The sequence below is a fragment of the Spirosoma lacussanchae genome, assembly GCF_005870035.1.
GTDB lineage: Bacteria > Bacteroidota > Bacteroidia > Cytophagales > Spirosomataceae > Spirosoma > Spirosoma lacussanchae.
Genome location: NZ_SWJG01000003.1, coordinates 492,482 through 517,551, shown reverse-complemented (window position 1 = coordinate 517,551; position 25,070 = coordinate 492,482). Strand labels below are relative to the sequence as shown.

The following is a 25,070-nucleotide window of genomic DNA, read 5'->3' as shown; positions in this document are numbered from 1 at the left end:
GAGCGGTCGCTACAGCTTTCGCTTCAGCCGAACGGTCTGGAGCCAGTCGTAAAGCCCCCAGTAGACCAGCACCGACGAGGCCGTACCGATCAGAGAGCCGACGAAAACGTCTTCGACAAAGTGCTGAAACAGGTACACCCGCGAATACCCCGTCAGAATACCCAGCAACAGAAAGAACCAGCCCCGGTTTTTGCGTCCGTCAATGAATGCCCATAACGAGAACACCGCAAAAGCCGATATCGTATGGCCCGAGGGGAAGCTGTTGTAGCTGTAAATATCCAGCCCTTCGATAAGGTGGTATTCGTTGATCGAGTGTTCGAAATAACGAAGCGGGCGGGGCGAGCCGGAGAAAACTACCGTCTTCAGAAACAGCGATGTCAGCGACGATACCGCAAAACTAGCCACTGCCAGCAGGCCAGTCCGCCAGTTGTAGATCAGCATGACGACGCAGGCGATCACGAAAAAAGCGCCATCGCCCAGGTAGGTGGCGTAGGTAAAAAACAGGTCCGCTTCGGGGCTGTTCCGGGCGTTGACCCATTGCATCAGCTGCGTCTGCGAATAGAGCAGCTGCAACGTACCCACGATCAGCAACACACCTCCGTAGGGAACAAAGAACCAGCGATTGTTGCGGAATAGAAGAAGCAAAGCGGGCATACTAACTTAATTGGCAGGCGTTGTCTTTTCGACCGTAATTCCTACACTCATGATGTTCAGCAGCGGGTCCTGCCGCATGTACTGCCGGATCTGCATGGTGTAGCGGCCGGGTTTGGGAAAACGGTAGTTGCGCTTCATCAGAAACTTATGATCGAACAGATCGCCGAGCCCGTCGCCGTTGGGTTTGCCGGTTTTGGGATCGAGCAGAATCAGCTCGTCGAGCCGCGACTCGATTTCCCGACCGCTGGCATCGCGCAGATACCGGGTCAGGTAAAGATTGTAATACCCGTAGGAAAGGCTGTTGCGCAGGTTGTAATAAATGTTGTAGGGTATGGTGGCGTCGTCGATCTCAAAGGTAAACGAGGGGGCATTCTTGACATACCATTTGCCGTCTTCAATGTCTTCATACGCGCTGTATACCGCATTGGTGTCGCAGCTGAAGGCCGCTAACGCCATGACAAACAAGACCATTACTTTTTTCATACCGGCTATATAATCCTTCACAAAGCTACGATGCCCCATCTGGCTTTTCAAACGCCGACAAAAGAGCAGGATTGTTTTTAAACTACATAAATAGTTTTAGGTTTGTACTATGGAAAAGTTAACCGCTAAGGAAGAAGAAGTTATGCAGGTACTGTGGCGCATGGAGCCCTGCTACGTGAAAGACATGGTGCCCAACTTCAGCAACCCGCCCCTGCACTATAATACCGTATCGACGATTGTACGTAACCTCGAGGAAAAGGGCTATGTAGGTCACCGGGCCTACGGCAACACCCACGAATATTACGCTGTCATCTCTAAAGAACAGTATCAGAACCGATTTGTGCTGACCAAAGTCGTGGGCGACTACTTCGACAATTCGTACAAGAACCTGGTTAGCTACTTTGCCCGGAACGAAAAAATTTCGGCCGACGAACTCCGGGAGATCCTGGCCATGATCGAGAAAAAAGACGAATAGCCGGGTTCGCGTCCGGTCCGACCAGCCTGACACGAGTGACAGCCCGCCACTTCTCCCACACCAATCTAATGGAAACGATGCACTATATCCTCCTGTCCAACGGACTACTGGTTGTGGTCAGTCTGGCCTTTTACGCGCTGCTCCGGCGCGAAACCCTGTTTGGGATCAACCGGGCCATTCTGTGGCTGGGTCTCGCAACGGCGCTGCTGCTCCCGCTCGCGGAGCTGCCCGACTGGCGACCGCAGCCCGTGCGTCACATGATGCAGCGAACGGCTCAGGCCATTGCGCCAACCCTGCTGGCTCCACCCGCCGACATTACCATCACCTATCCTAATGGGCAGACGTTCCGGTCTACGCTGCAGCCACCCACCCGGTCGGCCTGGCCGTGGCAGCAGTGCCTGGCCGGGCTGTACCTGGCGGGGGTACTGGTCTTACTGGTCCGATTTGGTATCCGGCTATGGACGCTTCGCCGGATTATCGGCCAGTCGGTTTGTGAGCCCTATACGGATTTCACGCTGGCGCGCAACGAGACCGTCACCTCGCCTTTTTCGTTCTTTGGCTGGGTGGTAATTAACCCGGCGCTCTACCCGCCCAATGTTCTTGAGCACATTCTGCGTCATGAGCGCGTACACAGCCGGGGGTGGCACAGTCTGGATACGGTCGCGGGCGAACTGGTTTGTATACTCTTCTGGTTCAACCCGGCTGCGTATCTGTTCCGGCACCTGCTGCACCAGACCCTCGAGTTTACGGCCGACCAAACCGTAGTAGCCGAGGGGGTCGATGAACGGGTTTATCAGTACAACCTGGTTACGGTAAGCCTGTCGGCCAGCCGCAGCCCGCTGGTTACGTCGTTCGGCCAGTCGGCCCTGCGACAGCGCATCTGCATGATAAACCGCCCCCGATCGGGACCGGCTGTCTGGGGCCGGTACATACTCTGGGGATTGCTGGTCAGTGCGGGTATACTGGCCTGCCGTCACCGCGATCAGGTCCAGGCGGATACGACCGGGTTTACGCCAAATCACCCCGGTAAGAGGCTACCCGCCACCAGTCCGACCCGGGCGCTGGTTGTTGAGCTGGAAGCCCGGGGCAGCTGGTACCAGCACATGGCCCTCTTCGATACCCGATCCGGCACCAAAACCATAGCCAGCGATCCGCTGGTGGTACAGATTCGGCAAAACAAACTCTCCGTTGCCAGCGACTTTCTGTACGCATCAGCCCTGTATATCAACGGAAAAGAAAGGCCGCTCGATTCGCTGAGCCAGATTGCGCCGGAATCGATCGGCGAGCTGTTTGTCATGCACCAGCTTGAGGGGCAGCCCGACGTCGATACGCAGGCCAAACCGTACCAGATCCTGCTTCAGACCGCCACGAAGCCGGTTCGGTTCACGGCGCAGCGGAACGAGTTTTTCGCGCTGTTACAGGCCGCAGCCATCTCGCAGCACCCCCGGGGCGAATCGTATATGTTTACCATGAATTCTTTGCTCGAAGCGACCTTTTTTCACAACAAAAACGCCCTGGTCGAACGCACGGCAGACGAGCACCTGAAGGTATACGACGAGTACAAAAATGACGTCGACGTATACATCAATAACCTGCCGGCCACCGTTGCCGATGTAGCCACGATACATGTGCGCGAGATAGCCAGGCTAGGCACGCGAGAGCGCCCCTATACAAGCTGGTTTCGCCCCGATCAGCCCGAGCGCCGGTTCGAGCTGCATATCAAAACCGCCCCCAAACGAGCCAAACGCGACAGTAGCTACTACGTATTCAGCCCGTTCTACACCGGCGACTTTTAGAGAGAACCCGCCCGGCATACGCCTTCATACATCTTTACATGAATTAGCAGACTAACGCGTCCAACTGGCCGTTTAGCGCTGTGAAATCGACTAATTTCTTTGCGAAATTTTGTCATTGTACGCGGCAGAATTCTTAATTCATGGCGCCTTTTCAACTATTCTTACACTTTTGTAAGCATATTGACATTTATTACTACAAACCCGGATAGATTCCCCTGACGGCAATCAAATCCGCGGCCTTGTACCCATCCAGCCTGGGTTCAATCCTACTCAACACGTCTGCGCATTTGTAGTTCTGTATCCATTCACTGGCTTGTTCTTTACCGGAGTATGTTCACCTCTTCATACCTACTCAATCATCCTGGACCATTTGCTCTCACGAACCCTGCAGAGCAGGCTTTTTCGGTCGATGTTTTAGCGAACGCAGCTCATGCCTTCAGTATGGGAATTGCCTGTACGCTTTTTCTGTTAGTCCTGTTTTACAGCTTTCTCTACCGCCACGATATTCTTTACCAGTGGTTCAATATGGCCAGCACGGCTTCGGTTGGCTTTTTTACCTTATCCTGGTATCAACTCCTCCAGCCCGACCTGTTCGATCATGCACTGTATGCGGTGCTATTTATTATCTTCGAGAAGATGATGATCATAGGGCTGGCCGGTAGTGTATACTACCTGCTGAACCGGAGCAAACTTCGACGGCTCACACACCTGACAGCAATCGGGGTAGCCGGTATTCTTGTTGGTCTGCTGGCAGTCTGGACAAAGCAACAGTGGCTCAGCTCGTTGTACAAAGGCATTTCGTCCGTTATTCTTTTCGACTCGTTCGTCATAGCGCTCCTGGCTGGCCGCAAGCAGCGCGACTACAGCGGCTATCTGGTGGCGGTAGCGTTATTAAGCGCCAGCATAGGCTCTACCCTGGTTGTTCTCAAGTTGAGCCAGCAGACTTCATTTACGATTTTCGCCCCGCTTCCGCCCAGCCTGATGCTGGCGAATCGGTTCGGTGGCTTTTTCGTTTTGCTTTTCCTGCTAGCCCGCCATAATTACCATACAGGCCGGCTGCTTCATCTGGCCCAGGCCGAGCTGGTTACGCTCTCCGACGAGAAACAAAGCATACTTGAACAGCAGAACGCCCGGCTTGAGCAACAGGTAGCCAAACGAACTACCGAGTTAAACCACTCCAACCAGGTGAAAGACCGCCTGTTTTCCATCATAAGTCACGAACTCCGAAGCCCCATCGCTTCGTTGAAAAGCATGCTGATCATGATGCAGCAACAGAGCCTGAGCAGGGCTCAGTTTACGGCCTTGCAGGCGCGGCTGGCTCAACACGTCGACCGGCTCTACGGCAACCTGGATAATCTGCTGTACTGGTCGCTCGGTCAGATGAACGAACTCAGATCACGGCCAGCCCCCCATCCGATACGCGATCTGGTCAACGACGTACTGGGCCTATTGCAGGAAATGGCCGCGAGTAAGCAGGTTGATTTTCAGGTCAATATACCGGCGCAAAACCGGGTCTGGGCCGACGAGCTTCAGCTGCGGGTCATTCTGCGCAACCTGGTTGATAACGCCATCAAATTTTCTGAGCCGTCGGGCATCGTAACCCTTAGCAGCTACCGGGAAGGCGAGCGCTGCTGGATTTGTGTTCAGGATACGGGGCAGGGCATGTCGATGGATCAGTTAGCCACTATGTTTGCCAATACTTCCTCATCGACAGGCACCGCGGGTGAGCGCGGCACGGGCTTGGGTCTGCGCCTGTCGAAAGAACTGACCGAGCGCAACCAGGGCCAAATGATCGTCTACAGCGAACCGGGTTCAGGTACCCTGGTCAAAATAAATCTGCCCGCGGCTGAGTCTCTCCCCAACAAAACGAACCGCCCCGGTAATGAACATACCCGGCAGACGTCCCAGATCCAGGTAAGCTAAAATACCCCGACCAGCGCCAGGCAGACGGGCTGTTCGGGGTATCTCAAAACAAACGGGTTGGGCTACTTCTCCCGCTCCGGATCTAAACTATGGCTTCGCCTAGGGCGTGATGGTTTCGATCGACCCGTCGGCCCGGCGGGGCAGCTCCCGGACTTTCACATTACGCAGGTGCGTTTTACCCGACAGTTCGACATCGTGGTAGAAGATGTACCACTTGCCGTTGAACTCCACAATGGAGTGGTGAGTTGTCCAGCCGGTTACGGGCTTCATGATAACACCCTGGTACGTGAACGGACCGTACGGCGTATCGCCCGTGGCATAGGCCAGAAAATGGGTGTCGCCGGTCGAGTACGAGAAGTAATATTTGTTCTTGTACTTATGCATCCAACCTCCTTCAAAGAACCGCCGGTCGTGATCACCACCGAGCAGCGGCTTCCCGTTCTGGTCCAGAATCTGCACATCTTTAAGGGGCTCATCCAGCGTAAGCATGTTTTTGCTCAGGCGGGCAACCTTAGCGCTCAGGGCCGGTTCGTTATCTTTCTTCAGATCGGTTTTGGAGCCGTTGGCCTCGTACTTACCCGTATGCCACCGTTGCAGCTGCCCGCCCCAGATACCCCCCAGATACATGTAGGAAGTACCGTCGGTATCGGTAAACACCGCCGGATCGATGCTGTAGGTACCCGCCATCGGCTGCGGCTCGGCTTTAAACGGACCCGTTGGCGACTTGCTGGTAGCTACACCAATCCGAAACACATCCTGCTTGTCCTTAACCGGAAAGTAAAGGTAATACGTCCCGTTTTTATAAGCCGCATCGGGTGCCCAGAGCTGCCGCCCCGCCCAGGGAATGTCTTTCAGATCGAGGGCGACGCCATGATCGGTCACTTTACCACCAATTTTATCCATTGATAAAATGTGGTAGTCGCGCATGTTGAAATGTCCGCCTTCGTCGTCTTCGGCTACGTTGGCTTCGATATCGTGTGAGGGATAGATATAGATCTTCCCGTTGAAGACGTGGGCCGAAGGGTCGGCAGTGAAAATATGGCTAACCAGCGGCTTCGGCGCGCTGGCCGACTGGCAGACCCCGGCACTGGCACCGGCTGCTACCAGAGCGGCCACCAGGAGTGACCGATTCATGACTAAGGATTGGACGAAATTTTTGGTTTGCATATCAGACTAATAGGGTTTACAGTAAACAAAAAGCGATCAGCACGATTCAGCCGGCGGGGTGCGTAACGACGAGGCCCGGACAACAAGCTCGTAATTGAGCAGAATCGTATTGGTGGTATTGATGCGCAGCAAGCCGTTCAGGTGGTTGATCAGGCTCTGGGCCGCTATTTCGCCCATTTCCTGACCGGGATAATGCACCGTTGTCAGGTTGGGCTCAATCACCTGCGAGACCGGGTCGTTGTTGAAACCAACCACGGCAATATCGCCGGGAATCGACAGTCCGTTGGCCTTCAGGGCGCCCATGCAGCTTACAGCGCAAAAATCGTTGGCCACAAAAAGTCCGTCGGGTGGCGATGCCATATGCTTGATATGATCGGCCAGCTGCAGGCCATCCTGCCGGGTCAGGTTGGTTAGCTGCACCAGCGCATCGTCGACGGCTAGCCCGTGATCCGTCAGGGCGAGCTTATAGCCTTTCAGCCGGTCTTCGTATACGTTCCGTTTTATGTTACCGGTCATGTGCATAATCCGGCGGCATCCCTGCTCAATGAGGTGACTCGTTGCATCGTAGCCCGCCTTCACATTGTCGATCACGATGTTGGTGCAGTTTTTCTGGGGCATGATCCGGTCGAACAGGATCATGGGGATGCCTTTCTGAAAAAAGGTATTGAAGTGATCGAGGTTTTCGGTATCGGCCGCCAGCGACACGAGCAGCCCGTCGACCCGGCTGTCGAACATCGTTTTGGCGTTCGCTATCTCTTTCCTGACCGACTCCAGCGACTGGCTGATGATCAGGTTGTAGTTGGCGTCGTTGGCTACTTTCTCCATACCAGCCAGCACCGTCGACATGAAGTAGCTATCGAGCCGGGGCACAATTACGCCGATCGTGCTGGTACGCTGGCGTCTCAAATTACTGGCAAACATATTGGAGCGGTAACCCATCTCCTTCGCCTTGCTGGCGATCATATGTTTGGTATTGCTATTAATAGCGGGATGATCATTCAGCGCCCGACTCACTGTAGCTGGTGATAACTGCAGCAGTCTGGCTATATCATAGATGGTTACATCTTTCTCCATGCTAAGCTTCCTTACCGGTGGTGGTAGGGCAAAATACGGCTTAATCCTGTAAACTACGTTTGCAATCGGTTGAATCAAACCAACTGTCTCTGTTATTCACGGCTTAAATATGAGTAAACGATCAGTAACAGTCTGCATTTATCAACTAATATCTAGCCAAAAGAAGGATAAAACTAGATTATTTACCGATACCTATTCCTTTCTCAGTAAGATTTTTCTCATAAAAAATTTTTATGCAACCGATTGCTTTGTTAGAGAAATAACAGGAATTTTATAACCAAAACACCTATGCCTTCTATAGCATAGGTTGCCTGCCACTTACATAGGTTTTCATTTCTATTGATTTACAATGACTTAATCGCTAATCAATTTGCCATCTGTGCTTCAATAGCCAGGTCGGGGTTGACCTGACCCGTACCGGTACTGCCCCCGCGCCGAGGCTCAGCTCCACATTCGGAAAAACCGCTCGCCGTGTAGCTCGACCGACGCCCAACCAGACAGGTCCTCACTGATAAGATAGTAGCAATTATAGGTTTACCGGACAGCCTCCTGCCACCTGGCGGGAAGGCTGTTTTTCACCTGAACTACCTGCTGAAGACTGCAACTGAAATTCAATCGGTTGAAAAGGGTAGAAGGCGTACACGGTCGTGTTTATCCGAATGTATACAAACCCCTTAACCTTTTTTCACCTATATGAAGCTGACAATTGTTACAGCCGCTTTAGTATGCCTCCTTGGGCGGGCGACAGCGTCGCTGGGGCAGCAGATTTCCCGCGAAGAGCTCATCTTCCTGACGCCCGACTGGAAAGGCGAGCGCTTCCCGGACGGACGCCCTAAAGTGCCGGATGCCATCCTGAAGCGAATGAAGCTGGTGACCCATGAAGAAGCCTGGGCTGTGCTTAAAAACGAAAACTACCGGTATCAGTTTACCGGCGACTGGCAAACCATTAACCCCGACAGCGTGCTGGTAGGCCGGGCGCTGACGGCCACATTTATGCCGGGCCGACCCGATGTACACCGCGTGACCGACGAAAAAGGGCATACCAAAGATGGACGCGTAAAGTCCCAGAACGCCTGGCCTATCGACATGCTGGTAAAAGGCGACGTGTACGTGGTTGATCAGTTTGGCATGCACGAAGACGGACCGACCATTGGTGACAATCTGGGCAACTCGATTTATGCCAAAACGGGCAACGGCATCGTTTACGAAGGCGCCGTTCGGGACGTAGCCGGGCTGAAGGAGATTGGCGGCTTTACGTCCTACTTCCGCAGCTATCACCCCTCCCACCACAACCCCGACGGAAACCTGAACACCACCCTGGTTGGCATCAACCGCCCTACCCGCATCGGCAAAGTCATGGTCATGCCCGGCGATGTGGTACTGGGCCGCGACGGCGGTGTCTGCTTCATTCCGCCCCACCTGGCCGAGAAGGTCGTAAAAACATCGGAGATCATCCGCCTGCGCGACATGTTCGGCCACCAACGCCTGCGCGAGCAGAAGTATACGCCCGGCCAGATCGACACCCGCTGGTCGGCCGAAATCGAGAAAGATTTTTCGCAGTGGCTCAACGCCCACGTGAACGAACTGCCCGTACCCAAAGAGCAGATTCAGGAGTATTTGAAAACCCGTACCTGGTAAACCGAACGCCTATCCCTTACCGAACCATGACTAAACCTACCTCCCGGCGTTCGTTTCTGACCAAGAGCGCCATCAGCACGGCCCTGGCCGCCACTTCTTTTTCAACCTTCGGCGAAGAACTCGAAACCGCCGTTCATAACGCTCCCCTTTCCTCGGCGCCGTCTGACCTGAAAATAACCGATATAAAATGCGGCTACACCCGAAACGGACACAGCCTCTTCGTGAAAGTGCATACCAACCAGGGCATCTGGGGCTGCGGTGAAGCCGTCGATGCCTCGGTCGGCACCTACCATCTGGTTAAAATGATGGGCCAGCGCATCAAAGGCAAAAGCCCGCTCAACGTGAACCGGCTGTTTGAAGACGTACGACGGTCGGGGTTCTTCGAAGGTGCGCAGGCCGGCATCTATATATCCGTTCTGTCGGCTATCGAAACGGCCCTGTGGGACCTTGTCGGTAAAGCCCTCGGCATGCCTGTTTACCAGCTGCTGGGCGGTAAGTTCCGCGACAAAATCCGGGTCTACTGCGATACGGGCGCCTACCGCGAAACCGATACCAGCCCCGACGCCTTCGGCCGAAGCGCCAAAAAAGCCGTCGACATGGGTTTTACGGCCGTTAAGTTCGACATCGACGAGCGAAACGATCCTAACAAGTACGACGCCTACAACTGGACCGCCAGCCAGGGCGAGCTGGAGCGGATGTACAACCAGATTGCCAGCGTCCGGAAAGCCGTTGGCCCGAAAGTCGACATCTGCGTCGACATGCACGGCCGGTACGACGTCACCACCGGTCGGCGCGTGGCAAAGATGATGGAACCGCTGAACCTGCTGTTTCTGGAAGAACCAATTCCGGCCGAGAACCCCGAAGCCTACCGCCAGATACGCGAAGCGTCGAACACGCCGATCTGCGCAGGCGAGAACCACTACCTAGCCCACGGGTTCCGGAAGCTGCTCGAAATCGGCGCCGTCGACATTATCATGCCCGATCTGCAAAAAGCAGGCGGTCTCGGCGAAGCGCAGCGGATTGCCAACCTGTCGAATCTGTATTACGTACCGTTTGCGCCCCACATGGTAGCCTCTTATCTGGGGGCCATGGCGTCGAGCCACGTGTGTGCGTCGGTACCGAACTTCCTGATTCTGGAGTGGCAGATTTATTTCCACGAGGAGCCAATGTTCAAGGAGGTCGTCACCTTCGACGGGCCGATGGTGAAAGACGGCTACATTCCGCTCTCCGAAAAGCCCGGCATCGGGGTCGAAATCAACGAAGAGGGTATGCGTAAATATGCCCCCAAAGACGTCCCGTTTTTTGTATAAGCCAGACCGAATGCCCATTTGACTTTGCTGCCTAAGATGACTTACCCAACGTTTCTTTCTTTTCAAAAACGAGTTCTGGCTTTCGCCTTCCTGGTGTTGGTCAGCGCATCGTCAGCCTGGGCCATCGATCCCGATTCATACGTCGCCAGTCGAAAAAGCAAGGGTTCCTTTGCGCTTTCGGCTGGCGGCCGGTCGGCTCCGCTCCTGACCAGCCCGACCGACTTTCCGGGGGTTGTTCGGGCCGTCAGGAACCTCCAGGCCGATATCCGGCAGGTGACCGGGGCCGAGCCAGCGCTGATGACCGGCAACCCGGCCTCCGCCAGCGAGCTGGTCTTGATTGGCACGCTCGGCAAGAGTCCGCTCATCGATCAGCTGGTCAAGGCCCGCAAGCTCGACGTGTCAGGTATTGTTGGCAAGTGGGAAACGTCGCTGACCCAGGTGATCGATAAACCCATGCCGGGTGTTGATCAGGCGCTGGTCATTGTCGGCAGCGACAAGCGCGGTACGATTTACGGGATCTACGACCTCTCGGCCCAGATCGGCGTATCGCCCTGGAACTGGTGGGCCGACGTACCGGCCGTCTCACAACCCAGTCTGTACGTCCTGCCGGGCCGCCATTCGCAGGGTACGCCCGCCGTCAAGTACCGCGGCATCTTCATCAACGATGAAGCGCCCGCCCTCTCGGGCTGGTCGAAAGAGAAGTTTGGCGGCTTTAACCACAAGTTCTACGAACACGTTTTCGAGCTGATTCTCCGGCTGAAAGGCAATTACCTCTGGCCCGCCATGTGGGGCAATGCGTTTTACGACGACGATGCCATGAACCCGAAGCTGGCCGACGAATACGGCGTCGTGATTGGCACCTCCCACCACGAACCACTCATGCGGGCCCATGACGAATGGCGACGCTATGGCCAGAAAACTCCCTGGAACTACCAGAAAAACGACTCGACCCTACGCGAATTCTGGCGTACCGGTATCCGGCGCATGGGCACCAACGAAAGCATCATAAGCGTGGGGATGCGGGGTGACGGCGACGAGCCGATGAGCCGCGAAAGCAACACCGCCCTCCTCGAACGGATTGTGGCCGACCAGCGGACCATCATCGGCGAGGTTACCGGCAAAGACCCGTCACAAACGCCCCAGCTCTGGGCCCTCTACAAAGAGGTGCAGGAATACTACGAAAAGGGCATGCGCGTACCCGACGATGTTACCCTGCTCCTCTGCGACGACAACTGGGGCAACATCCGTAAGCTACCGGCCGTAGGTACGCCCAAACGCAGCGGTGGCTACGGTATCTATTACCACTTCGACTACGTAGGTGGCCCGCGCAACTACAAGTGGCTCAACACCAACCCGATTGCGCGCACCTGGGAGCAGATGCACCTGGCCTACAAACACGGCGTCGACCGAATTTGGATTGTCAACGTGGGCGACATCAAACCGATGGAGTTTCCCATCGAGTTTTTCCTCGATTACGCCTGGAACCCGGACCGGTGGCCCGCCAGCAAACTCCCCGAGTATACCCGGCTCTGGGCCGAAAAACAGTTCGGTGCCAAACACGCGCCAGCTATCGCCCAGATCCTCACCCGCTACACCCAGTACAACGCCCGCCGGAAACCCGAACTCCTGTCGCCCACCACGTATAGCCTGACCAATTACCGGGAAGCCGAAACCGTAGTGGCCGACTACAACAACCTGCTGGCCGAGGCCGAACGCATCGGGCGGGAGCTACCGGCGACGCATCAGGATGCTTATTTCCAGCTCGTATTGCACCCCGTTAAAGCCTGCGCTACCGTAAACGAGATGTACGTGGCCGCCGGCCGGAACCAGTGGTATGCCAAACAGGGCCGGGCCGCTACCAACCAGCTGGCTCAGCAGGTTGAGCAGCTCTTTGAGCGCGACGCGCAGATCAGCCGCTTCTACAACGACACCCTGGCGGGGGGCAAGTGGAGCCACCTCATGGACCAGACCCACATCGGGTACACCTACTGGCAACAGCCCGAGAAAAACAAAATGCCCGCCGTTCAGACACTGACCCTGCCCCAGCCGGCCGACATGGGCGTAGCCATCGACGGGTCCGCTGCCTGGTGGCCAGCCGAGTCGGGGGAGGCCGTTCTGCCTGCTTTCGACGCTTTTCACCAGCAAACGTCGTACATCGATGTGTTCAACCGCGGCCAGACGCCGTTTGGGTATACCGCCGAAGCGGGGGCGCCCTGGCTGAAGCTGTCATCGTCGGCCGGCAGCGTCGATAAAGAAACCCGTCTGCTGGTCAGCATCGACTGGAAACGGGTACCAGTCGGCACCCAGCGCGCGCCCATTACGATCAGTGGGCCCGATGGCAAACGCATTACGGTACAGGCCATTGTTCATAATCCGGCCGGGCTGAAACCCGATGCCCTGGCGGGTTTTGTAGCCAGCAACGGCTACGAATCCCTCAATGCCGATCGGCCCACCCGCACCGTCGAAACAGGCTCCATCACCTGGCTACGCATCCCGGATATTGGCCGGACGGGATCGGGCATGACCATAGTACCAGTTACCGCAGCCAGTATCGACAAGCCCGCTGGTACATCGCCCCGGCTCGAATACCGGATTCATATCGCCGAAAGCGGCCCGGTTCAGGTACAGACCTACCTCTCGCCTACGCTTAACGTCAACGACAACAAAGGCCTGCGCTTCGCTATTTCGTTCGACGACGAAGCGCCCCAGCTGATTGATATCCACGCCAACGAAACCAACAGGGTATGGGAGCAGTCGGTAGCCAATAACGTGCGCCTGATCACCTCCCGCCATACAATTGACCAGCCCGGCGAACACGTGCTGAAGATCTGGATGGTTGACCCGGCGGTGGTTTTCCAGAAAGTCGTGATCGATCAGGGGGGCGTAAAACCCAGTTACCTCGGCCCACCCGAACACGTATCGCAAGCCCGACCCGGCGCCAACTAAACTTAATCGGGGCACCGGAACCGCCAGCGACAGTCATCTGCATAACCAGAAAGACCTTCCGCCCAATCCGATTCAGTGCCCGTGAACAGACGCATGATTGATCTTCCTAGCAGCCACCCCACCACCCGCGGTTTTCTGGACGAAAACTTCATCCTGGAAACCGAAACGGCCCGTTACCTCTACGCTGAGTTTGTACGAGACCTGCCGATCATTGACTACCATAACCACCTGTCGCCCGCCGAAGTGGCCCTCGACAAACGGTACGACAACATGACCGAGATATGGCTCCAGGGCGACCATTACAAATGGCGGGCCATGCGAGCCAATGGCGTTCCGGAAGCGCTCATCACGGGTAGCACAGACCCCTGGCGGTCTTTTAACGCCTGGGCCCATACGGTTCCGTATACGATGCGGAACCCGCTCTATCACTGGACGCATATGGAATTGAAAAAACCGTTTGGCATCAGCGATCTGCTCAACGAAGCCAGTGCCCGCTCTATCTACGACCAGTGTAACGAACAACTTCAGTCGCGATGGACGGCCCGCGCCCTGCTGAACGAGCATAAGGTGCAGGTCATCTGCACCACCGACGAACCAACCGACGACCTGCGTTACCATCGGCAGCTGGCCAGCGAAGGTACCGATCTGACCATGCTCCCGACGTTTCGGCCCGATGCGCTGTTTCCGGCAACGGGCCAGGCCTGGCGTACTCGCGTAGCAGAGCTGGCTACCGTCAGCGGTCTGGCTATTACGGATCTGGACTCGTTTCTGGAAGCGATGCAGCAACGGATCAATTTCTTCCACGAAACAGGTTGCCGGGCCGCCGACCACGGCCTGGCGCAAATGCCGCTGACAGCCAACCGCAGCAACCAGCTCGATACCGCTTTCCGACAGCTGCTGGCCGGCCAGACAAACGTTACGCCCGACCAGATCGATCAGCTGACGGGCTGCATCCTGCTCGAACTGTGTCGGATGTATCACCAGCGCGGCTGGGTGCAGCAGTTTCACCTGGGTGCGCTGCGTCAGATCAACACCCGGCTCACCAAACAGATTGGTATCAATATCGGGGTCGACTCCATCAACGATTTGCCGCAAACCGCCCGACTGGCCCGTTTCCTCGACACCCTCGACCAAACCGGGCAACTGACAAAAACGGTGCTATACAACCTGAACCCGGCCGATAACGAAACCTTCGCCACTATGATCGGAAACTTCCAGGGCGAGTCCACGCCGGGCGAGTCCACGCCGGGCAAAATGCAGTGGGGGTCGGCCTGGTGGTTTCTGGACCAGAAAGACGGAATGGAAACCCAGCTGAACATTCTCTCGAATATGGGATTGCTGGGCCGGTTTATCGGCATGGTGACCGATTCGCGAAGCCTGCTGTCGTTCTCGCGGCACGATTACTTCCGGCGTCTTCTCTGCAACATCATCGGCACCGATGTTGAGAAAGGCCTGCTGCCCAGAGACCTTACCTGGCTGGGGCAGATGACCGCCAACATTGCCTATCACAACGTTTCGACCTTTTTTGACTGGAAACACTAACCCGACCCCAGGAATGACCGGACAATCCTTACCCGCAACGACCTCTACCGTCGGCAAACGGAGCAACTACCGATGGATCATCGTAGCGCTGCTCTTTTTTGCCACGACCATTAACTACCTCGACCGGCAGGTTATCAGCCTGCTGAAGCCGATTCTCGAAAAAGAGTTTAGCTGGAGCGAGTCCGACTATGCCAATATCGTAACGGTATTTACATTTTTTTACGGGTCCAGTACGCTGCTGGCTGGCTACATCATTGACCGGATCGGCACGAAGCTGGGCTACATCGGCGCTATTCTGGTCTGGAGTCTGGCCGCTATGGGTCATGCGCTGGCGGGGGGCACACTGGGGTTCATGGTGGCCCGGGCGCTGCTGGGCATTGGCGAAGCGGGTAACTTCCCGGCCTCGATCAAGACTGTTGCCGAATGGTTTCCCAAGAAAGAACGGGCGCTGGCGGTGGGGGTGTTCAACGCCGGGGCCAACATTGGGGCTGTGGCCGCTCCGGCCGTTGTTCCCTGGCTGGCGCTGGTTGCTGGCTGGCAAATGGCCTTTATCGTTACGGGGGCTCTGGGCTTTGTCTGGATTGCGATCTGGTGGTTGTATTATGAGGTACCAGCGCAGCACAAACGGGTCAACGCGGCCGAGCTGGCCTACATCACCGACGAGCCCGTTGACCCAACCGTAGCGGGCGATGCGGCTGCCACCGACCTGATTGTTGATGCGCCGAAAGCCCCCTATGCCATCTTCTCAAACCGGGCAATCTGGGGGTTTATGGGCGGCAAACTCCTTACCGATCCGATCTGGTGGTTCTTTCTGTTCTGGCTACCCTCCTACCTGGCCAGCATCTATAACCTCGACCTCAAAAAGCTGGGCGGTCCGCTAATCATCATCTACCTGGCCGCAACGATCGGGAGCGTAGGCGGTGGCTGGCTCTCCTCGACGCTGATCCAGCAAGGCTGGAATCCGACCCGGGCGCGGCAGTACGCGATGGCTCTGTTTGCGATCTGCGTTACGCCGGTCATGCTCATCAGCCAGTTGAGCAGCATGTGGCCCGTTATTGCCATCCTGTCGCTGGCCGTGGCCGCCCACCAGGCCTGGTCGGCCAACATCTTTACCGTTGCTGCCGATCAGTTTCCGAAGCATGTGCTGAGCCGCGTAGTCGGATTCGGCACCATGGCCGGTACGCTGGGGGGCGCCATGTTTCCCCTGCTGGTTGGCCGGATTCTGGATCATTACAAAGCGCTGGGGCAGCTATCCGAAGGGTATTACGTTATTTTTTACATAGCCGGGCTGGCATATCTGGTAGCCTGGACCCTGCTTTACGTGTTCGTGTTCCGCCGGAAAGTGGCCACGACCTGATCGGCCTGCCGAGTCAGACCTGGCATCGGTCAGCCGGGTAACGTCCGGGATCAGTAAGCACGTCACGTGCTGGTTTACGTTTTTTTTAGCTATACGGAGGCCGCGTCGTCATGATCCGCCGGGGTGCTCTCTTTACAAAGTGTACATTTATGGGAATGTTACAAACCATGCGCTGGTTCGGGCCAAACGACCCGGTTTCATTGATGGATATCCGGCAGGCGGGTTGTGCGGGGGTAGTTACGGCCCTGCACCAGATTCCGGTCGGGGAAGTATGGCCAACAGCCGCCATTGAGCAGCGCAAACAATTGGTTGAAGCCGACAACGATCGGTATTCGGCCCTGCACTGGGCCGTTGTCGAGAGCCTGCCCGTTCACGAAGCCATCAAGAAAGGTCAGCCGGAGCGCGCGCAGTACATCGAGAATTACAAGGCATCGATCCGCAACCTGGCCGGCTGCGGCATCCGTACCGTTTGCTATAACTTCATGCCGGTCCTCGACTGGTCGCGCACGAACCTGAGCTACGAGATGCCCGACGGCTCGCGGGCGCTGCGGTTTGTGTGGGAAGATTTTGCGGTATTCGACCTCTGCATCCTGAAACGACCCGGCGCCGAAGCCGACTACGAACCCGAACTCATCGAGTCGGCCCACCGCGCCTTCGCGCAGATGACGCCCGACCGCGTGACCGAACTGGCCAACATCGTGCTGCTGGGTTTGCCCGGCTCCGAAGAGGCCTTTACCCTCGATACGTTTCAGGGCCTGCTCGACGAGTATGCCAGCATTGGCGATACCGAGCTGCGGAATAATCTGTATTACTTCATTCAGCAGGTCGCGCCGGTGGCCGAAAAGGCTGGCGTGAACCTCTGTGTCCACCCCGACGATCCGCCGATGCCGCTGCTGGGTCTGCCCCGCGTGGTCAGTACCGAATCGGATCTGGCCCGGCTGATGGAGGCCTGTCCGGTAACCGCCAACGGCATTACGTTTTGTACCGGCTCGCTGGGTATCCGCCCCGATAACGACCTGCCGGGCATGATCAACCGCTTCGGCAACCGGATTCATTTCATCCACCTCCGCACCACGAAACAGGAACGCACCGACGGCTGGCGCAACTTCCACGAAGCCGACCACCTGGCGGGCGATGTCGACATGTACGCCGTTGTCAAAGCCATTGTGCTGGAACAGCAACGCCGGGAACGGGTCGGTACGGGCGTAACAGCCATTCCGATGCGCCCCGATCATGGTCATCAGATGCTCGACGACCTGCACAAGAAAACGTATCCGGGCTATTCGGCCATTGGTCGGCTGCGCGGGCTCGCCGAACTGCGGGGGCTGGAGCTGGGCATCACCCGCAGCCTGGCCGACCAACCGGCTCAGGCATCGTACCGCCCGTATGCCGCTACCCGTTGAGCTGTCTGAAAAGCCTGCTCGCTGATAGAGCCATCAACATATCCAAACAGAACCGCTTTGCCGAAGCAAAGCCGCTTTATATGACGTATCTCAAACCGATTTTTGTGCTTGCTTGCCTGCTGCTGCTGATCAGTAGCCGGGCCCAGACCCCCACCAGCCTGCCGCCGGGCGGAGAGGATGGGTACCGGCTGTGGCTGAAGTACGACCTGATCGATGATGTTGCCAAACGGCAGGCGTATGCCCGCTCCGCTCAGTTCATTGCCCTGACCGGATCAGGACCGATTTTGCGGTCGGCGGCCGAAGAACTGCAGACCGGTTTACGCGGTCTGCTGGGCAAAACCGTTCCGATCATTAACAGCGCCGGTAGCCGAACGGGCGGCATCGTGCTACGCGCAGGCCCCCCAACCGCCACCCCACCCGCCAACCCCGAAGGTTACCAGATTGCCTCCGACCGCAACACCCTGACCATCTCCAGCCCAAGCGAGGCCGGTGTGCTCTACGGCGCCTTTGCCCTGCTGCGGCAAATGCAGACTCGCCAGCCGCTCGACGGACTATCCCTGGCGAGCAGCCCGAAAGTACAGTATCGGATGCTGAACCACTGGGATAACGTAGACGGCACCATCGAACGGGGCTACGCCGGTGGATCGCTCTGGAAATGGTACGAACTGCCCGAGCGGGTCGATCCGCGTTACCGGGATTATGCCCGGGCCAACGCATCGCTTGGCATCAACGGTACCGTGGTCAACAACGTCAACGCCAGCGCCCGGTTCATGACAGCCGAATACCTGCAGAAGGTAGCCGCACTGGCCGCTGTTTTCCGGCCCTATGGCATTCGGGTCTACCTCTCAGTTTATTTTGCGGCCCCCAAAACCCTGGGCAAGCTCAAAACATCGGACCCGCTCGACCCCGAGGTACGGAAATGGTGGAACGACAAGGTGAAAGAGATTTATCAGATTATTCCTGACTTCGGCGGTCTGCTGGTCAAGGCCAATTCAGAAGGCGAGCCGGGGCCACAGGACTACGGCCGTACGCATGCCGACGGAGCCAACATGCTGGCCGAAGCCATGAAACCCTACGATGGCGTCGTTATCTGGCGGGCGTTCGTTTATAAAGCCGATCCCAAAGCCGATCGGTTCAGAGCGGCCCACGAAGAGTTTACCCCCCTGGATGGCCAGTTCGACCCCAAGGTAATTGTTCAGGTCAAGAACGGCCCCATCGACTTTCAGCCGCGCGAGCCGTTCTCGCCCCTGTTCGGTAGCATGCCTAAAACACCACTGGGTATGGAATTCCAGCTCACCCAGGAATACCTCGGCTTTGCTACCCACCTGGTCTACGAAGCGCCCCTCTTTAAAGAATGTCTGGACGCTGATACCTACGCCAGTGGCAAAGGATCGACCGTGGCCAGGGTGATTGACGGCAGTCTGTACGGCTCCCGGAACGCCGGACCGTCCAGGACGCTGATGGCGGGGGTGGCTAATACCGGCTCGAACCTGAACTGGACGGGTCACCCCATGGCGCAGGCCAATTGGTACGCCTTTGGTCGGCTGGCCTGGGATCATACCCTCTCCGCCGAAGCCATTGCCCGCGAATGGATCGGCATGACGCTGACGCATAACCCACAGGCTACCAGCCGGATTGCGAACCTGATGCTCCGGTCGCGGGATATTTACGTCGATTACAACACCCCGATGGGGCTTAGCCGACCCTGGACAGGGGTTCATTTTGCGCCCGAGCCCTGGCAGGCCCGCAGCCCGCGCCCCGACTGGACAGCCGTTTATTACCACCGGGCCGACTCAGTGGGAGTCGGTTTCGATCGGACGGCCACCGGCAGCAACGCCCTGGCGCAGTACCGACCCGAGGTGCAACAGCAATGGAACAACCCCAACACTTGCCCGCTGCCGTATCTGCTCTGGTTCCACCACGTTCCCTGGACCAAAAAACTGTCGACCGGTCGTACGCTGTGGGATGAACTTTGCACCCGGTTCTACACCGGTGCCGACTCGGTACGCTGGATGCAGCAGGAATGGGCCGCGGTAAAGCCCGCCCTCAACCCGGCTCTGCATGCCGACGTGGCAGCCCGGTTGGTTACGCAGCACCGCGAAGCCATCTGGTGGCGCGATGCGTGGGTGCTTTACCTGCAAACCTTCGCCAAACAGCCTATTCCGGCTCCCTTCAAACAGCCCGAACGGACCCTCGACGAAGTTAAACAATCGGTCGAAACGTATCTGCTCCGGTAATACAGCACGAGTTTATACCAGTAGGGCGGCCCCGTGACCGGCTTACTCAATCCTAAACCCTTTTGATTATGACTCAGCCCGTTGAAAACTCGTTATCGAGACGAACATTTTTGAAGGCCAGCGCCCAGGCGACCCTGTCGACGGCCATCATCGGTGGCTTTCCAACTATTGTACCGGCTTCGGTACTGGGAAAAAACGCGCCAAGCAATCGGATTAACATCGGCGCCATTGGTACGGGTCGCATTTCGCGCGGCCACGATATGCCCGGCGTCTGGCAGTATGACAACGCGCTGATCATGGCCGTCTGCGACCTGGACAGCAAACGCGCTAACGAAGCCAAAACGCTCGTTAATGGCTTTTACACCAAAAAAACCGGCAAAGATTACGACGGCGTTCGGGTCTATACCGACTACCGTGAACTGCTGAATAACAAAGACATCGACGCCGTCTTGGTCAGCACCCCGGACCATTGGCACGCGCCTATCGTGATCGATGCCGTACGGGCGGGCAAGGATGTATACATGCAGAAACCCGCGTCGCTAACGATAGCCGAGGGTCGTATGATGGCCGATGCCGTTAAACAGTCGGGGCGTATTGTTCAGGTAGGCAGCCAGCAGCGCTCGTCGGAGCAGTTCCGGTATGCGGCCGAGCTGGTTCGCAACGGCCGCATCGGGCAGCTAAAAACGGTGTACGTCGGCCTCCCCGGCGACCCCGCGGGCGATGAGGAACCGCAGATGCCCGTTCCTAAAAACCTGAACTACGACATGTGGCTGGGTACCACGCCAGAAGTCTATTACACCGAAAAACGGGTTCATCCTCAGTCGGGATACGACCGACCAGGCTGGCTCCGCTGCGAACAGTTCGGCGCGGGCATGATTACCGGCTGGGGCTCCCACCACATCGACTGTGCGCACTGGGCCATGAATACCGAACATACCGGCCCGGTCGAGATCTGGGGCAAAGCCGATTTCCCGAAGAGCGGCCTCTGGGATGTTCATGGTATCTTCCGCACGGAGGCCCTGTACGAAAATGGCGTTCGCATGATCGTGAGCAACGAAATTCCCAACGGTATCCGGTTTGAAGGCACTGAAGGCTGGGTGTTCGTATCACGGGGCGACGGGTCGGTTACGGCCAGCGACCCGGTGGCGAAACAGAATGCGGCCAAAAAACTGGACGCCAGCGATCCTAAACTGCTGACGTCGGTCATTGGCCCCAACGAAACCCATCTGACCGTCAGCAAGGAGCACCACGGCAATTGGCTGGAGAGCGTTATCAGCCGAAAAGAACCCATCGCGCCGGCCGAAATCGGGCACCGCTCGTGTAGCGCCTGCCTGCTCCATCAGGCTGCCATGAAATTAAACCGCAAACTGTACTGGGACCCGAAAAAAGAACAGTTCAAAAACGACCCCGAAGCCAACAAAATGCTCTCTCGCACGCAGCGGGCCCCGTACGCCATCAAAGCATTGGCCAGTAACAAAGTCCGTTAACGCCCCGCCCATGAACCGAACCTTAGTGCTGGGCAGCCTGTGCGCGGCTGCCCTATTTGCCGCCTGTCAGTCATCACAGTCAACGGATAAAACCCGCAGCGATACGAACACCATACGACTGATTACCCTCGACCCCGGCCATTTTCACGCAGCCCTGGTTCAGAAAACCATGTACGAAGGCGTAGACTCGACCGTTCGCGTCTACGCCCCCGACAGCCAGGGAAACGGCCCGTCGGACCTGCAGCTGCACCTCGACAAAATTCAGGGGTACAACAGCCGCGCCGACAACCCGACCCGCTGGAAAGAAGACGTGTACCGCGGTTCTGACTTTCTGGCCAACATGCTCGCTACTCAGGCCACCCCCGGCGACGTAGTCGTGATGGCAGGCAACAACCGGCTAAAGACCGATTATATCGCGCAGACCGTTGGGGCGGGGTTCAACGTGCTGGCCGACAAGCCTATGGTCATCAGCGCGTCGAACTTCGACAAGCTGAAAGACGCCTTCGCCACGGCCGGGCAGAAAAACGTGCTGCTGTACGACATCATGACGGAGCGGTACGAGATCACGACCATGCTCCAGCGGGCGTTTTCGCAGCAGGCGGCTCTGTTCGGTACGCTGGAGAAAGGAACGCCCGCTAACCCGGCCGTCACCAAAGAAAGCGTCCATCACTTCTACAAGAACGTGTCGGGCAGTATTCTTACCCGGCCGGCCTGGTTCATGGACGTGGCGCAGCAGGGCGAAGGCATCGTTGATGTGACCACCCACCTGGTCGACCTGGTTCAGTGGGCCTGTTTCCCGGAACAGTCGCTCGATTACCAGAAAGACATCCGGCTTACCTCGGCCCGGCGCTGGACAACCGACATGACGCTGAGCCAGTTCAGGACCATCACCAAACAGGCCAGCTTCCCCGACTACCTGCGGAAGGATGTGGTCAAAGACAGTGTATTGCGGGTCTACAGCAATGGCGAGATCAACTACCAGCTCCGGGGCGTTCATGCCAAAGTATCGGTCACCTGGGCCTACAAAGCCCCCGAAGGCGCCGGCGATACCCACTATTCGATCATGCGCGGCAGCAAGGCCAACCTGATTATCCGGCAGGGCGCCGAACAGCAGTACAAGCCCACCCTCTACATTGAGCCCGTGGTCGGCAACAGCACCCTGGAGGCCTCCCTCAACAGCGTATTGCCAGCCATCCAGAAAGAATACCCTGGCGTCGACGTAAAAAAGACGGGCGCGGGCTGGGAGGTCATTATTCCGGAGAAATACAAGGAAGGTCACGAAGCCCACTTTGGCCGGGTCATGGAAAAATACCTGACCTACCTGAAAGCAGGATCGATGCCCGCCTGGGAAGTCCCCAACATGATCGCTAAATACTATACCACCACCCAGGCGCTCGAACTGGCCAAAAAAGCGCAGTAAGCGGATTGGCCTGCCGAACCTGGCAAGCCCAGAAACCCCACTCAGACCCAATGAATCAGATCCAGGATACCAACCGACGTTCTTTCCTGAAGGAGTCGCTGACGACCGCAGCTGGTCTCGTTACCGGCACTTCCCTGTCTGCGCAGACGCTGACAGCCTCGACCCAGCTGATCACCCTGTCGGCGCCCGCTATCATCACAACGCCGAAAGCACCACGAATCCGGTTTTCGGTCATCAAAATGAACCACGGCCATATTTACGGCCAGGTCGAAGCCGTTATCCGGGGCGGGGGTGAGCTGGTTTCGTTCTATGCGCCGGAGCCGGACCTGGCAGCCGCCTTTGCCAAACGCTATCCGAATGCCAAACAGGCCAGCGACGAAAGAGCCATTCTGGAAGACAACTCGATTCAGCTGATTCTTAGCTCGGCAATTCCGGAAGAACGCGCTCCGCTGGGTATTCAGGTGATGCGGCACGGGAAAGATTACATGGCCGACAAACCCGGTATCACCACCCTCGCGCAACTGGCCGAAGCGCGTAAGGTGCAGAAAGAAACCAAACGCATCTACTCGATCATGTACAGCGAACGGTTCGAGAACCGCGCTACCGTTAAAGCTGGCGAGCTGGTCAAAGCCGGTGCGATCGGTAATGTGGTGCAGACCATTGGCCTCGGCCCGCACCGGATGACCCCCAAGTCGCGGCCCGACTGGTTCTTCGACAAAAAGAAGTTCGGCGGAATTATCTGCGACATCGGCTCGCACCAGTTTGATCAGTTTCTGTTCTTCACCAACTCGACCAAAGCCGACATCGTTGCGTCGCAGGTGGGCAACGTACACCATCCGCAGTATCCGAAATTTGAAGATTTTGGCGACGTCATGCTGCGTGGCGATGGCGGAACGGGCTACATCCGGGTCGACTGGTTCACCCCCGACGGACTCAAATCCTGGGGCGATGGCCGCCTGACTATTCTCGGCACGGAAGGCTTCATCGAGATCCGGAAAAACATCGACCCGGCTGGTCGCGAGGGAGGCAACCACCTGTTTATAACCGATAAGAAAGAAACTCGCTACCTCGATTGCAGCAAAGAACCACTGCCCTACGGCGAGCAGCTCGTAAACGATATTCTGAACCGGACCGAAACCGCTATGTCGCAGGAACATTGTTTCCTGGCCACCGAACTGGCGCTCAACGCCCAGAAGCAGGCCCGGCCGCTTACCCTGAAAAAATAAACGCAGCACTGTGCTGCCTCAATGCCCCAGAACCATCAATTAATTAGCTGGTAGTAAAATGGATTCCCTCGTAGAGACACCCAATCAACAGGTTGCCGAGCCGGCCGCCGATACGTATATTCGCTTTGACCACGCGTTCTCCCTGGCCGGTAAGCTGGCCCTGATTACGGGCGGAGGCAGTGGCATTGGTTTCGATATTGCCCGCTGCATGGTCGACGCCGGTGCCACCGTGATCATCACCGGCCGCCGGGAGCAACCCCTCCGCGACGCCGTGGCCACCCTCACCGCCGACCGCCCTACCCCCGCAGCCTATTATGTAGTCAACGACGTGACCGAGCGCGAGCGGCTCGACGGACTGGTTGCGGACATCGAAACGACCTACGGGCCCATCGATGTCCTGGTCAACAACGCCGGTATCAACATGAAAAAACCAGCGTTGGAGGTTACGGACGCTGACTTTGACCGGATTGTTCATACTAACCTCAACTCGGTATTCTCACTGACCCGCGCGTGCGCCGGCCGGATGATCGAGCGCGGCACCGGCTCCATCATCATGATTTCGTCCATGGCGGCCTACTACGGCATTGACCGGGTTGTGGCTTACGCGGCTTCCAAGTCGGCGGTAGAGGGCATGGTTAAAGTGCTGGCGTCGGAGTTTTCGGGTAAAGGCGTTCGTGTCAATGCCATTGCGCCGGGCTTTATCGAGACGGCCATGAGTAAAACCGCTATGGGGGGCGACCCCGACCGCTTCGCCCGCGCCATGCGCCGGACCCCGATGGGTAAATTCGGTAAACCCGAAGATATTGGTTGGGCTGCCGTTTTTCTGGCATCCGACGCAGCCCGATATGTTACCGGAGCCTCGCTCCCCGTCGATGGTGGTAACTCAATCGGCTTCTGATGCCTTATCCTGACCAACCCGATTCGTTATTCTC

18 protein-coding genes are annotated in these 25,070 nt (G+C 57.1%); 14 read left to right on the top strand and 4 right to left on the bottom strand.

The window, feature by feature from the left end; translation table 11 throughout:
* Nucleotides 1-9: 9 nt before the first annotated feature.
* Both FBR45_RS15275 and FBR45_RS15270 read right to left on the bottom strand, forming a co-directional pair.
* Nucleotides 10-654, bottom strand: a complete 645-nt coding sequence (locus tag FBR45_RS15275) for a phosphatase PAP2 family protein (RefSeq protein WP_138503803.1) — start codon at nucleotides 652-654, stop codon at nucleotides 10-12.
* A gap of 6 nt (nucleotides 655-660) precedes the next feature.
* A complete protein-coding gene (locus tag FBR45_RS15270; protein ID WP_138503800.1) occupies nucleotides 661-1,137 on the bottom strand; it encodes a gliding motility lipoprotein GldH in 477 nt (158 codons plus the stop codon).
* Between the two features lie 109 nt (nucleotides 1,138-1,246).
* Between FBR45_RS15270 and FBR45_RS15265 the strand changes: the two genes are divergently transcribed.
* From FBR45_RS15265 to FBR45_RS15255, 3 genes are all read left to right on the top strand, one after another.
* Nucleotides 1,247-1,612, top strand: coding sequence for a BlaI/MecI/CopY family transcriptional regulator (locus FBR45_RS15265; RefSeq protein ID WP_138503798.1), 366 nt, complete (start codon nucleotides 1,247-1,249; stop codon nucleotides 1,610-1,612).
* A 68-nt stretch (nucleotides 1,613-1,680) separates the two neighbouring features.
* Nucleotides 1,681-3,408, top strand: a complete 1,728-nt coding sequence (locus FBR45_RS15260; RefSeq protein WP_138503796.1) for a M56 family metallopeptidase — start codon at nucleotides 1,681-1,683, stop codon at nucleotides 3,406-3,408.
* Nucleotides 3,409-3,849: 441 nt separating this feature from the next.
* Complete coding sequence (locus FBR45_RS15255) at nucleotides 3,850-5,331, top strand: sensor histidine kinase (protein ID WP_171044905.1); 1,482 nt, start codon at nucleotides 3,850-3,852, stop codon at nucleotides 5,329-5,331.
* Nucleotides 5,332-5,430: 99 nt separating this feature from the next.
* Here the strand turns inward: FBR45_RS15255 and FBR45_RS15250 are convergent, their stop codons facing one another.
* Both FBR45_RS15250 and FBR45_RS15245 read right to left on the bottom strand, forming a co-directional pair.
* Nucleotides 5,431-6,465 carry a glycoside hydrolase family 43 protein gene (locus FBR45_RS15250; protein WP_138503792.1) on the bottom strand — a complete coding sequence of 345 codons (1,035 nt, stop codon included), beginning with the start codon at nucleotides 6,463-6,465 and terminating at the stop codon, nucleotides 5,431-5,433.
* Nucleotides 6,466-6,534: 69 nt separating this feature from the next.
* Nucleotides 6,535-7,572 (bottom strand): LacI family DNA-binding transcriptional regulator, encoded by a 1,038-nt coding sequence (locus FBR45_RS15245; RefSeq protein WP_138503790.1) that lies wholly within the window; start codon nucleotides 7,570-7,572, stop codon nucleotides 6,535-6,537.
* Nucleotides 7,573-8,265: 693 nt separating this feature from the next.
* Between FBR45_RS15245 and FBR45_RS15240 the strand changes: the two genes are divergently transcribed.
* From FBR45_RS15240 to FBR45_RS15190, 11 genes are all read left to right on the top strand, one after another.
* Nucleotides 8,266-9,210: an RraA family protein gene (locus tag FBR45_RS15240; protein ID WP_138503788.1), complete on the top strand. Its 945-nt coding sequence runs from the start codon at nucleotides 8,266-8,268 to the stop codon at nucleotides 9,208-9,210.
* Between the two features lie 26 nt (nucleotides 9,211-9,236).
* Entirely contained in the window at nucleotides 9,237-10,520 is a 1,284-nt protein-coding gene (locus FBR45_RS15235; protein WP_138503786.1) for a mandelate racemase/muconate lactonizing enzyme family protein, read from the top strand.
* Between the two features lie 36 nt (nucleotides 10,521-10,556).
* On the top strand, nucleotides 10,557-13,466 hold the full coding sequence (locus FBR45_RS15230; protein WP_138503784.1) for a glycosyl hydrolase 115 family protein: 2,910 nt from the start codon (nucleotides 10,557-10,559) through the stop codon (nucleotides 13,464-13,466).
* A 93-nt stretch (nucleotides 13,467-13,559) separates the two neighbouring features.
* On the top strand, nucleotides 13,560-15,008 hold the full coding sequence (gene uxaC, locus FBR45_RS15225; RefSeq protein WP_138503782.1) for a glucuronate isomerase: 1,449 nt from the start codon (nucleotides 13,560-13,562) through the stop codon (nucleotides 15,006-15,008).
* A 13-nt stretch (nucleotides 15,009-15,021) separates the two neighbouring features.
* On the top strand, nucleotides 15,022-16,365 hold the full coding sequence (locus FBR45_RS15220; protein ID WP_212748631.1) for an MFS transporter: 1,344 nt from the start codon (nucleotides 15,022-15,024) through the stop codon (nucleotides 16,363-16,365).
* A 149-nt stretch (nucleotides 16,366-16,514) separates the two neighbouring features.
* Complete coding sequence (gene uxuA, locus FBR45_RS15215) at nucleotides 16,515-17,768, top strand: mannonate dehydratase (protein WP_138503778.1); 1,254 nt, start codon at nucleotides 16,515-16,517, stop codon at nucleotides 17,766-17,768.
* Between the two features lie 80 nt (nucleotides 17,769-17,848).
* Nucleotides 17,849-20,005, top strand: coding sequence for an alpha-glucuronidase family glycosyl hydrolase (locus FBR45_RS15210; RefSeq protein ID WP_138503776.1), 2,157 nt, complete (start codon nucleotides 17,849-17,851; stop codon nucleotides 20,003-20,005).
* A 68-nt stretch (nucleotides 20,006-20,073) separates the two neighbouring features.
* Nucleotides 20,074-21,492: a Gfo/Idh/MocA family protein gene (locus FBR45_RS15205; protein ID WP_138503774.1), complete on the top strand. Its 1,419-nt coding sequence runs from the start codon at nucleotides 20,074-20,076 to the stop codon at nucleotides 21,490-21,492.
* A 10-nt stretch (nucleotides 21,493-21,502) separates the two neighbouring features.
* Nucleotides 21,503-22,912, top strand: a complete 1,410-nt coding sequence (locus FBR45_RS15200; protein ID WP_138503772.1) for a putative oxidoreductase C-terminal domain-containing protein — start codon at nucleotides 21,503-21,505, stop codon at nucleotides 22,910-22,912.
* Nucleotides 22,913-22,962: 50 nt separating this feature from the next.
* Entirely contained in the window at nucleotides 22,963-24,138 is a 1,176-nt protein-coding gene (locus FBR45_RS15195) for a Gfo/Idh/MocA family protein (protein WP_138503770.1), read from the top strand.
* A 58-nt stretch (nucleotides 24,139-24,196) separates the two neighbouring features.
* Nucleotides 24,197-25,036: an SDR family NAD(P)-dependent oxidoreductase gene (locus FBR45_RS15190; protein ID WP_138503768.1), complete on the top strand. Its 840-nt coding sequence runs from the start codon at nucleotides 24,197-24,199 to the stop codon at nucleotides 25,034-25,036.
* Nucleotides 25,037-25,070 lie beyond the last annotated feature (34 nt).